Origin of the sequence: Vibrio sp. (genome assembly GCF_047973365.1) — a bacterium.
Taxonomy (GTDB): domain Bacteria; phylum Pseudomonadota; class Gammaproteobacteria; order Enterobacterales; family Vibrionaceae; genus Vibrio.
In genome coordinates this window covers 1-11,522 of the sequence record NZ_JBKEBW010000071.1, presented here as the reverse complement: position 1 = coordinate 11,522, position 11,522 = coordinate 1, and the positions used below count along the sequence as shown (strand labels likewise).

Annotated in this window: 12 protein-coding genes; 6 read left to right on the top strand and 6 right to left on the bottom strand. The window is 44.5% G+C overall.

Annotation, left to right across the window (positions count from 1 at the left end; all coding sequences use genetic code 11):
• Positions 1-292: 292 nt before the first annotated feature.
• The 6 genes from yjfF to ACK5MF_RS09420 all read right to left on the bottom strand — a co-directional run bounded on the left by yjfF (position 293) and on the right by ACK5MF_RS09420 (position 6,884).
• Entirely contained in the window at positions 293-1,291 is a 999-nt protein-coding gene (yjfF, locus tag ACK5MF_RS09445; protein WP_416921581.1) for a galactofuranose ABC transporter, permease protein YjfF, read from the bottom strand.
• Positions 1,292-1,294: 3 nt separating this feature from the next.
• A complete protein-coding gene (gene ytfT / locus ACK5MF_RS09440) occupies positions 1,295-2,311 on the bottom strand; it encodes a galactofuranose ABC transporter, ATP-binding protein YtfT (RefSeq protein ID WP_416921579.1) in 1,017 nt (338 codons plus the stop codon).
• A gap of 7 nt (positions 2,312-2,318) precedes the next feature.
• Positions 2,319-3,869, bottom strand: a complete 1,551-nt coding sequence (gene ytfR, locus ACK5MF_RS09435) for a galactofuranose ABC transporter, ATP-binding protein YtfR (protein WP_416921577.1) — start codon at positions 3,867-3,869, stop codon at positions 2,319-2,321.
• A gap of 57 nt (positions 3,870-3,926) precedes the next feature.
• Positions 3,927-4,886 carry a galactofuranose ABC transporter, galactofuranose-binding protein YtfQ gene (ytfQ, locus tag ACK5MF_RS09430; RefSeq protein WP_416921575.1) on the bottom strand — a complete coding sequence of 320 codons (960 nt, stop codon included), beginning with the start codon at positions 4,884-4,886 and terminating at the stop codon, positions 3,927-3,929.
• A gap of 505 nt (positions 4,887-5,391) precedes the next feature.
• Positions 5,392-6,627 (bottom strand): type II toxin-antitoxin system HipA family toxin, encoded by a 1,236-nt coding sequence (locus tag ACK5MF_RS09425; RefSeq protein ID WP_416921573.1) that lies wholly within the window; start codon positions 6,625-6,627, stop codon positions 5,392-5,394.
• Between the two features lie 2 nt (positions 6,628-6,629).
• Positions 6,630-6,884 carry a helix-turn-helix domain-containing protein gene (locus ACK5MF_RS09420; protein ID WP_416921571.1) on the bottom strand — a complete coding sequence of 85 codons (255 nt, stop codon included), beginning with the start codon at positions 6,882-6,884 and terminating at the stop codon, positions 6,630-6,632.
• A gap of 291 nt (positions 6,885-7,175) precedes the next feature.
• On the opposite strand from ACK5MF_RS09420, the gene ACK5MF_RS09415 reads away from it, so the two are divergent.
• From ACK5MF_RS09415 to ACK5MF_RS09390, 6 genes are all read left to right on the top strand, one after another.
• Complete coding sequence (locus ACK5MF_RS09415; protein WP_416921569.1) at positions 7,176-7,424, top strand: type II toxin-antitoxin system Phd/YefM family antitoxin; 249 nt, start codon at positions 7,176-7,178, stop codon at positions 7,422-7,424.
• Complete coding sequence (locus ACK5MF_RS09410; RefSeq protein WP_416921567.1) at positions 7,424-7,756, top strand: type II toxin-antitoxin system RelE/ParE family toxin; 333 nt, start codon at positions 7,424-7,426, stop codon at positions 7,754-7,756. Before ACK5MF_RS09415 ends, ACK5MF_RS09410 begins: the two co-directional genes overlap by 1 nt.
• A gap of 116 nt (positions 7,757-7,872) precedes the next feature.
• The gene (gene rfaD, locus ACK5MF_RS09405) at positions 7,873-8,814 is read left to right on the top strand and encodes an ADP-glyceromanno-heptose 6-epimerase (protein ID WP_416921565.1); all 942 of its coding nucleotides are present in this window, start codon (positions 7,873-7,875) and stop codon (positions 8,812-8,814) included.
• A gap of 147 nt (positions 8,815-8,961) precedes the next feature.
• A complete protein-coding gene (locus ACK5MF_RS09400) occupies positions 8,962-9,213 on the top strand; it encodes a type II toxin-antitoxin system Phd/YefM family antitoxin (protein ID WP_416921563.1) in 252 nt (83 codons plus the stop codon).
• On the top strand, positions 9,203-9,490 hold the full coding sequence (locus tag ACK5MF_RS09395) for a type II toxin-antitoxin system RelE family toxin (RefSeq protein ID WP_416921561.1): 288 nt from the start codon (positions 9,203-9,205) through the stop codon (positions 9,488-9,490). Before ACK5MF_RS09400 ends, ACK5MF_RS09395 begins: the two co-directional genes overlap by 11 nt.
• Positions 9,491-9,813: 323 nt before the next feature.
• Positions 9,814-10,995: a nucleotide sugar dehydrogenase gene (locus tag ACK5MF_RS09390; protein WP_416921559.1), complete on the top strand. Its 1,182-nt coding sequence runs from the start codon at positions 9,814-9,816 to the stop codon at positions 10,993-10,995.
• Positions 10,996-11,522 lie beyond the last annotated feature (527 nt).

Here is an 11,522-nt window from a genome sequence, read left to right as displayed (position 1 = left end):
TTTAACCGAGTCATTACGGGAGTTTATTATGCCAAAGCAAGACCGCCCAAATTATGAACGGGCGGTCAAGATAAAACCTATCAAATTCCCGTTGAAGAGCTCACGAAAAAAGAAAGAGAACTCTTAAACGAACAGCATTGTGCGAAGGCAGGAATCTGAATCTCACGATATGCGCAAGAAGAGCGAGATCCCGGATAAATGCTACGCATTTTCCGGGATGACGCGAGTGAGCTGGCGCATTTTCCGGGATGTCAAAATAGCGGAGTTTGTGTATTTCCCGGGATAACGTCATTCACTCCACCGCAATCGACCCAATCCGGCTGGTGTTCACTACTTTTCTGCGTTCGCTCATGATGATCAGCAAGCGTTGCAGAGCGATAAAGCTGAACAGCAAAATACCGACGATGATCTTGGTCCACCAGGAACTCAAGGTGCCATCAAAGGTGATGTAGGTTTGGATAAGGCCTTGGATAAGCACGCCAAATAACGAGCCAAATACCGTGCCGACACCGCCTGATAGCAAGGTGCCACCGATAACCACCGCCGCGATAGCATCCAGCTCAACACCGACAGCAGCGAGCGGATAGCCCGCAGAGGTGTAGATAGAAAACACAATGCCGGCACAGGTGGCTAAGAAAGTGGAAAGCATGTAGATACCAATGGTGATGCGTTTGACTGGGATCCCCATCAGACCCGCAGAAGTCGCATTACCGCCAATCGCGTACACATTGTTACCAAAGCGGGTGCGGTGAGCTACCAGCATGCCGATAACGACGATGAAAAGCATCACCACCGCCAACAAACTTAAGCGACCTCCGCCTATGATGTGCCATGAAAAGCGTGACATCTCACGATAGACAGGGTGCTCAATAGGAATGGATTGCTCAGAGATTAAAAAGCTCACACCACGCAGGAAGAACATACCTGCCAAGGTGACGATGAAGGCAGGGATTTTTAAGGTATCAATAATCCAGCCCATCAAACCGCCAAACAGTGCGCCCATCACCAACACCATGATAATGGCAGTGAAAGGATGAACGCCCCATTCGCCAATCACTGTGGCGAGGAAGATACCGGTAAACGCGACCACTGAGCCTACCGAAAGGTCGATACCGCCTGAAAGGATAACAAAGGTCATACCGACAGCGAGTATGCCTAAGAAGGCATTATCTGTCAGAATGTTACAAATCACCCGCGTACTCATAAACGCAGGGAACTCCACCATACAAAACGCGTAGCCAATCAGGAACACAGTAATGGTGATAAACAGAGGAAAATTACGCTTGATCATGATCTATTTCCTCTTAATCAGTTGAATAACCGTCGGCGATTGCAGTATCAACACGGTTAACACCACCAGTGATTTCACAATGTGGTTCCATTGCGGTTGATAACCTGACAGCAGAATACCTGTGTTGATACTTTGAATGATAAAAGCACCAACCAGAGCCAGCATCAGGTTAAAACGCCCCCCCATTAGCGATGTGCCACCAATAACCACCGCTAAAATGGCATCCATTTCCAACCATAAACCAGCGTTGTTGGCGTCAGCACCTTTGATATCGGCGGCAATGATAATGCCTGCGATAGACGCCATCACCCCACTGATGACGTACACTGACATCACAATCGCCGGGGTGTTAATGCCCGCATTTTTGGCAGCTTTGATGTTGATGCCCACCGACTCGATAAACAGCCCCAAGGCGGTTTTCTTGGTCAGCGCCCAAACAATCAGTAACGCACACAGCAACAACAGGATCGGGGTCGGGAAATAGAACAGTGAACCACTACCAAACCAAGAGAGCGTTTCGTTGTTGAAGGTAATAATTTGCCCTTCAGTGATGAGCTGTGCGACACCGCGTCCGGCGACCATCAGAATCAAGGTGGCGACAATCGGCTGGATTTTACACACCGCGACCAGAAAGCCATTCCATAAGCCACATGCGACCCCCGCGAGCACTGAGCAGAGCAAAATGGTCGTTGGTGGGTAACCTTGCTCTGCCATACTGGCCAGCACGGCACCGCTGATCGCCATGACTGCGCCAACCGAAAGGTCGATACCGCCAGTTGCGATCACCAGTGTCATTCCGATGGTCAGTAGTGCAACAGGAGCACCGCGGTTAAAGATATCGATGACACTACCAAACAAGCGGTCATCCTGAATGTGAATCGAGAAGAAATTATCAGCGATAAGACTGTTAATAATGAACAGCAGGATCAGCGCCGCAAACTGTGGTGTACCTTTGGGTAAGGTAAACTTATTGCGCTGCTCGGGCTTCTTGACTGACTGCAGTGGATTGAGCGAATTCATAATCACCTCAACTCGCAATGGCTTGCATTATGGCTGGCACGGAAAGTTGTTCGGTTGCTATCTCTGCCACGGGTTTTCTGTCACGTAACACCACTACGCGATCGGCATAGCCAACCAACTCTTCCAGCTCAGAAGATATAACCAATAGCGCCAGCCCATTGGCACAAAGACTTTCGATCAAACGAATGATCTCCGCGTGAGCGCCGACGTCGATACCTCGGGTCGGTTCATCAAGAATTAAAAATTTAGGCTTGGTGAGTAGCCAGCGAGCCAGCAGTACCTTCTGTTGATTACCGCCGGACAAAAACTCAACCGGCTGTTCAAGGCCCGGGGTTTTGATCGCCAGTTGCTCAATGTAACGTTGTGCAATGGCTTCTTGTTCTTTGCGCGAAATGGGCTTAAACCAACCGCGTTGTGCCTGCAAAGCGAGAATAATGTTCTCACGAACGGATGCTGCGCCAATAATGCCATCGGTTTTACGGTCTTCAGGGCAGTAACCAAAACCTAAATGAGAAGCCTGGCGAGCAGAGCGAACCTGTATCGGTTTACCGCGTAAAGTACAGCTACCGGAATCGCTCGGTTCGATACCAAAAATCACTTTGGCGGTTTCGGTTCGACCAGAACCGAGTAGACCCGCTAAGCCGACAATTTCACCGGCATGAACTTCAAGGTTGAATGGATAGATGGTGCCTTTTTTGCCGTAGTTGGAAAAAGCCACCATAGGTTCGTTGTGCTTGCGGGTTTTCCCTGCGCGCTTCAGTGCCGTATCTTCCAGCTCACGGCCAAGCATCATTTTCACCAGCTCAATTTGTGGCAGCTCGCGGGTCTCTTTGGTGCCAACCAACTGACCGTTGCGTAGCACGGTAATGCGATCGCTGACTTGATAAACTTGATCAAGAAAATGAGTGATAAAAATCAGGCTCACGCCTTTTTCTTTTAAACCGAGCATGATGTTAAATAACATCTTCACTTCGTTACTGTCGAGACTGGCGGTAGGTTCATCGAGAATCAGTATTTTGGCTGAAAGCGAGATGGCTCTGGCGATAGCAATCACTTGTTGGATAGCAACCGAAAAGTGGTTGAGCGGTTCAGTGACATCGATATCCAGACCATAACTGGTCACGATTTTAGCTGCTTTCTCCGCCATGGTTTTGCGGTCAATCAAGCCCCATTTTTTAGGTTCGTTGCCAATAAAAAGGTTGTCCATGACAGACATGTTCGGCAGTAGGTTTACCTCTTGGTAAACCGTCCCAATGCCGAGGCTTTGGGCGTGGGCGGTATTTTGCGGTGAGATAGACTGGCCATCGAGCGTGATTTCACCACCATCGCGTTGATACACGCCAGTTAACGTTTTGACTAACGTCGATTTGCCCGCGCCATTTTCACCCAATAGCGCCATGATTTCGCCTTTTCTTAGGCTAAAAGCGACATTCTCCAGCGCTTTAACACCGGGGAAATATTTGCACATTCCTTTGGCGTCTAACACTATATTTTGTTGAGCGCTATTTTGTTGATTGGTCGCTTGCTGATTGATATCTTGCGGATTGTTTAACGGCATAATAACTCCAACAATCTAAACCACCCCTCCCGTTAGGAAAGGGTGGCGACAATAAAATTAGTAACCTAAGTCTTTTTTCATATCTAACTGAGCTTGTGCATCAGCGGGTAAATATAAATTAGACTCGGTAACAATTTTCTTCGGTGGAGTGGTGCCTTTATCTTTATAAGCAATCAGTGCATCGAGAGCAGGGCCGGCCATATTTGGAGTAAGCTCAACCGTCGCATTTGCTTCGCCTGCCATCATGGCTTTAAATATATCTGGAACCGCATCGATAGAGACAATTAAAATATCGCTGCCAGGTTTTAAACCGGCTTCTTTAATCGCTTGAATAGCACCGATGGCCATATCGTCGTTATGGGCAAAGACCGCACAAATATTTTTGCCGTTATTTTCCGCTTTAATAAAGCTTTCCATAACTTCTTTACCTTTACTGCGGGTAAATTCGCCTGACTGAGTACGGACAATTTTAATATTGTCGACTTTGTCTACCGCATCGCTAAAGCCTTTTTTACGGTCGATAGCCACACTGGCACCAACGGTTCCTTGCAGTTCAACAACATTACATGACTTGCCTTTGACTGTGTCGATCAGCCATTTACCCGCTACCGCACCTTCCAGAACGTTATCCGCCGTTACCGCCGTCATATAAAGTGAGTCGTCTTCGACTGTGATACCACGGTCAAGCAAGAAGACAGGGATGCCGTAGTCTTTGGCTTCTTCAAGCACAGGCCCCCAGCCAGTTTGTACCACAGGCGCGATGAAAATGGCATCGACGCCCTGAGCGATAAAGGAGCGTACCGCTTTGATTTGGTTCTCTTGTTTTTGTTGTGCATCAGAAATTTTCAGTGTCACACCGCGTTTTTCTGCTTCAACTTTGGATACCGCTGTTTCAGCGGCGCGCCAGCCGGACTCAGATCCAATTTGAGAAAAGCCAACGGTGAGTGACGCTGCCATTAATGAACCTGACATTAAAATGGTGCTGACCGCAGTTGCTAAAGTAAGTTTTTTTAACATGATCAAATCCCTATCTTGTTTTAAACCGTTTTGTTTCACGTTTCATATAGCCAAGCAACATCCTAATACTTAGGTATATTTTTTACTGAAGTGCTTATTATTAAAATGTAGTTAAATAGTCATGATCTATTGGTTGTAATAGAACGATAAAAAGAATAAAACTCAGATTTAACTTACGGTTAGATTTTAATCACATAAAAAATTTACTAGCTAAATCGTCCATTTTATTAGCAAGTTACTCCTACGAAATTTATACCTAAGTGTAATGATTTTCTCGTTCCTACGGTCTGAAGTGACCCCCAAGAGTTGGACAACCAATTATTGGGGGTCACTTCACCTCACTACATATACAAGAACTAGATCCCGGATAAATGCTACGCATTTTCCGGGATGACGAGGAATTCACTTTCCGAAATAACTAGGAATCAATTGTCCGGATGACGTAGAGTGGAGTTTCCGTAATGACGGCAAATCGAATTCTCTGGAATATGAAGAACAAAATAACTCATTCAAACTTCTTTTTCCGATCATGGCGGTAGTTTTTAGTTGAATAGCTTGATGTCATCACCTTCGACACCGATTGTTCAATCGAACGACGTAGCCCTTCAAATAAGAGGATTTCATCTGATTTCAACAGATAATTAAGTATATTTTCACTCATAGCTTCAATAATTTCTTGAGCCTCACGAATCCTGAAATTTTTACCTTCCGCTAATTTCAATAGATGATTCTTATCAGGAAACTCTTTACTGCTTGCCAACTTCAATGCCATTTTATTATCGATTGAGTCGTAAATGATCGTATGAGTGATGTCAAAAGGTGGTGAAACATAGATATGGCTCATGTCCGGTGAATACTGCAGTGCGAAATTCTTAAGATGAGCATCGCCATTGCCAATAAGGCAATTAAATACAATATATCGGTACATTTTTTCAGTTTCACTCTGGCTATGAGTATACAGATATGTCGCATTGAGCAGCGTTTCATAACTACCGGCATATTTGGCATCAGGATCGTTCGGTTTTTTCAGAAGCGTTGTAAAATCTTCATACCCCAACTTTGTACCATCAGCATGCTTATCAAACCGTTCTACAACAAAAGTTTCAAGACTATCTGACAAGTATGTTTTCGGCGGTTCTAGCCCACAGTATCTAGCCGTTTCCATACAAACGAATTCATTCACGGTCAATAACGGAAACTCAGAATCAAAAGCTTTAACTATGATATCTTTCTGTTCAACAGTTCGGTCAGTTTTAAGAGCATTTGTTGCCTTAGCGATACTTACCTTAGGTTGGACACCTGCCAATGAATTCTGTAGGTAGTAGGTCTCTAATAATTGAGGGAAAAGTGGCTCATTTCCTTTGTAAGTCAGAATATCTTGTAAAGAGACAGATTCTGTTTGCGGCAAATCTAACTCACTCTGATACGAGAGCATACCAATGCCATGATCTTGCTGCAAAGCAAGCAGATACATATCGTTCACTTTGGCATATCGGGCAAGTTTTTCTGCAATAAACCGACGGTTAAATCCTTCCGGTAAATTTTGCGCAAAAATAGGATGCAAAGAACCGGAAGAATACCCATCCATACTGTTTTTGGTCATGGTCAACGACACATGCTGCTTTTCTTGTGTCGGCTGAAAATTGTGCACCGAGCCATGAGTCAATATGCCTAGCTCATGACTATTCGCACTGACGTTAATTTTAGTAATTTTCTCTGGTAAGTTGGACGATATTGACACCGCTAATCCTCCGCAAACAGATCTTCAATTTCATCCCACGCTGGCAATGTGTGTTTTTTCTCGCCAATTTCAAATTGCAAACCCACACCATCAATCACCCGTTCAAAGATATCAAAAGAACCAGTAAAACGGCCATTCTCTATCTCTGAAATGGTCGTTTTATTAATCCGAATAATCTCTGACAGCGCCTTTTGCGTTAACCCCATTGCTTTTCGGCTCGCACAAACACGCTTACCAATTTCTTCACGGCTCGCCATAACACACCAAAATATTAACCATATAGCTAACATTGTAGGTGATATTTAGAAAGATAGCCATATAGCTATCAATTTTCAGCGTTTCCTAAAAGCCTCGCTACATGTGCAAAAACCAGAACCCAGATAAATGCTACGCATTTTCCGGGATGACAGGTAAATCAACTCTCCCCATCAATACTGTGCATTTGTCTTTTGAACCTGCGTGCAAACTAACGGGTCTAGCCTCTGCAACTTGACCAAATCGTTCGATTCGTCTATTTTTCATGCTAATCGTGAAATTGAGTAAAACTTATGCAGACTTTAAACGCCAATGAAGCAAAAACCAAATTCGGAACAATGCTGATTAACATTCAAAGCGAACCTGTTGAAATTCTGAAAAACGGAACACCTGTCGCTATCGTCATGTCTTGCAAAGACTATCAAGCGATGGAAGAACTAAAAATGGAGCTTGTTAAGCTTCGCTTTTCCAATATCGATGACGATGATTTGGTTGATGGCGATACCTTTTTTGAAGAGCTAGAATCTGGTCAGTATGATTAATGAAAAATGTGAAATACTACCTTAAAGGGCATGCTCGTACTGACATCGCTAAAATTAGGCAGTACACACTCAAACAATGGGGACATGAGCAGTGGGATAAATACAAGTTCGCCTTATTTAAAAAGCTTCAGGCATTGGCTAACAATCCACATATGGGAGCTAACATCGAAGATATTTCCAGTAACGCATTTCGATTCCCCATCAAAAATTACGTTATCTATTATGTAAAAAGAGAGGATTCCGTTGTTTTCGTAGGCATTTTGTCATCCGATATGTCGCCTCAAAAACACCTGATTCGAGTGCAAGATATCTCCAGTGAACTCAAAATGTAATGGCTTACGCTGAAAGCAAATCCTAACTCATTCAAAGTGACCTCTCATTCTAGCGTGATATAATCCAGCCATTATTGGGTATCCCCATCAAAGCATTAACGCTAAAAGGAAAAATTATGATCATCGTAACTGGCGGTGCCGGCATGATAGGCAGCAATATTGTTAAGGCACTAAACGAGCAAGGCATTAACGATATCTTAGTGGTCGATCACCTAAAAAACGGACGTAAATTTCAAAATTTAGTCGATCTTGATATCACCGACTATATGGATCGCGATGACTTCTTAACGCAGATTATGGCTGGCGACGATTTCGGCCCGATAGACGCGATATTCCACGAAGGTGCTTGCTCAGCCACCACAGAGTGGGACGGCAAATACATGATGCTCAATAACTATGAGTATTCAAAAGAGTTGCTGCACTACTGCTTGGATCGCGAAATTCCGTTCCTTTATGCCTCTTCCGCTGCTACTTACGGTGAAACCGATACCTTCATTGAAGAAAAACAGTATGAAGGCGCGCTCAATGTTTATGGTTACTCAAAACAGCAATTTGATAACTACGTACGCCGTCTTTGGGACGACGCTAAAGCGCACGGTGAGAAGCTATCGCAAATCACTGGCTTTCGTTATTTCAATGTTTACGGTCCGCGTGAACAACACAAAGGCTCAATGGCTTCGGTTGCATTCCATCTAAACAACCAAATGAATGCCGGTGAAAACCCAAAACTGTTTGCAGGTAGCGAACACTTTAAGCGTGATTTCGTCTACGTGGGTGATGTTGCTGCGGTAAACCTCTGGTTTATGCAACACGGTGTATCTGGCATTTTTAACCTAGGTACGGGCAGTGCTGAATCGTTCAATGAAGTGGCTAACGCGGTGATTGCCTTCCACGGCAAAGGCGAAGTGGAAACCATCCCATTCCCTGAGCACTTAAAAGGCGCGTATCAGGAATACACTCAAGCAGATCTAAGCAAACTGCGTGCGACAGGCTGTAACCACACCTTCAAAACCGTGGCACAGGGTGTGGCTGAATATATGGCGATTATTAATAAATAGAATCCAAATTGTGTCGATCTGGATAAGTGAATGATTCAGATTGGTGACTTTCCCTCGCCCTGCTCGGGCAGGGTTTAAGGTGTGATTGCTAACAGCGTAAAAAAGCCCTAAAATAAGCACTTATTTTAACACTTAATTGGGGGCTTTATGAGGCAAGTTTTGGCTGATTGTTCAGCGAGTATTTCTGAGTTAAAGAAAAATCCAACAGCGCTATTAAATGAAGCTGATGGTTCAGCTATCGCTATTTTAAATCATAATAAACCAGCGGCTTACCTTGTTCCTGCTGAAACCTATGAGTTTCTTATGGATATGCTTGATGATTACGAATTATCAAAGTTAGTGGAAAGCCGTCGTGGTGATTTATCTGAAGCCGTAGAAGTTAATATCGATGACTTATAAGCTTAAATTTTTACCTGCCGCTCAAAAGGAATGGAGTAAGTTAGCGCCTCCAATTCAGAGCCAATTTAAGAAGAAGCTTAAGGAGCGTCTTGAAAACCCACATGTTCCATCGGCAAAGCTCCGTGGTTATGAATCGGTTTATAAAATAAAGTTGCGTACAGCAGGTTATCGTTTAGCTTATGAAGTTATTGATGATGAAATCGTCGTATATGTACTCGCTATTGGTAAACGCGATAAAGATGCCGTGTATAAGAAACTGGCTTCAAGATCATCGTAACCGTAGCAGGAATTATATTGCCAAGGCTGTTACCAATTTTTCGTACTTGAGTACGCATACCTCACCTCTAAAGTGTATACGTTGTTATAACTCCATTAACTTTAATCCATTAACTTTGAGTAGTGCATTTGCTTTTCTAGAGCAAAAATACATACCCCCATTTTTTCTCACTTTAATCCGAACAACCAAAAATTAGTCGAGTGTTATGTTGAAAATATCGAGTTAGTCGACTGTTATGTAGGAATTTTTGAGTTAGTCGTGTGTTATGCTAGACTCAACACCTCAAGGCTGCCCACTGTATATGTACATTGTGAGACTATTAAATGAAAATCGCTGTAGCAGGAACCGGTTATGTTGGTCTGTCCAACGCCATGCTGTTAGCACAAAACCATCAAGTGGTTGCGCTAGACATTGTTCAACAAAAAATAGATATGCTTAATCGTGGCGAATCGCCGATTGTTGATAAAGAAATAGAACAATTCTTAAAACAGCATAAACAAAAAGAGAAGCAACTTAACTTTACTGCGACAGGTGACAAAGAACTGGCTTATCGCGACGCTGAGTTTGTGATTATTGCCACGCCAACCGATTACGACCCAAAAACCAATTACTTCAATACCTCTTCCGTTGAAGCGGTGATCCGTGATGTGATGGCAATTAACCCAAATGCCGTGATGGTGATCAAATCAACCATTCCTGTCGGTTACACGGAAAAGCTCAAACAGGAGTTTGATTGCCAGAACATTATGTTCTCGCCAGAATTTTTACGTGAAGGTAAAGCGCTGTACGACAACTTATACCCTTCGCGCATTATTGTTGGTGAGCAAAGTGAACGTGCGCAAACCTTCGCGAACCTATTGGTTCAGGGCGCAGTAAAACAAAACATTCCGGTGCTGTTTACCAATTCAACTGAAGCGGAAGCGGTCAAGTTGTTCTCGAACACTTATCTGGCACTACGTGTTGCCTACTTTAATGAGCTGGATTCTTACGCTGAAGTGAACGGGCTCGATAGCCGCCAAATTATTGAAGGCGTTGGCTTAGATCCGCGCATCGGCAACCATTACAATAACCCGTCCTTTGGCTACGGTGGTTACTGCCTGCCAAAAGATACCAAACAGCTATTAGCGAACTACGATGAAGTGCCGAACAACATCATCGGCGCCATTGTCGATGCGAACCGCACCCGTAAAGATTTTATTGCTGATTCAATCATTAAGCGCCAACCGAAAGTGGTCGGCATTTACCGCTTAATCATGAAAGCCGGTTCAGACAATTTCCGCGCATCCTCCATCCAAGGCATTATGAAGCGCATTAAAGCCAAAGGCATTGAAGTGATTGTCTATGAGCCAGTGCTCCATGAAGAACACTTCTTTAATTCGCGCGTGATTAATGACTTAGATGCGTTTAAGCAACAAGCCGACGTGATCGTTTCAAACCGCCTGGCAGATGAGCTCAAAGACGTGGCGGATAAAGTGTATACCCGTGATTTGTTTGGTAGTGATTAAGAAGTTCTTGGTTTGCAGTTCTCCCTTCTGTCATACCGGGAAATGCAGAGCCACACGACCTTCCCCGGAAACACACGAGCCCACTGGCGTCATCACGGAAAATGCGCCAGCTCACTCGCGCCATCCCGGAAAATGCGCCAGCTCACTCGCGTCATCCCGGAAAATGCGCCAGCTCACTCGCGTCATCTCGGAAAATGCGCCAGCTCACTCGCGTCATCCCGGAAAATGCGCCAGCTCACTCGCGTCATCCCGGAAAATGTGCCAGCTCACTCGCGTCATCCCGGAAAATGCGCCAGCTCACTCGCGTCATCCCGGAAAATGCGTAGCATTTATCCGGGATCTCGCTCTTCTTGCGCATATCGTGAGATTCAGATTCCTGCCTTCGCACAATGCTGTTCGTTTAAGAGTTCTCTTTCTTTTTTCGTGAGCTCTTCAACGGGAATTTGATAGGTTTTATCTTGACCGCCCGTTCATAATTTGGGCGGTCTTGCTTTGGCATAATAAACTCCCGTAATGACTCGGTTAAA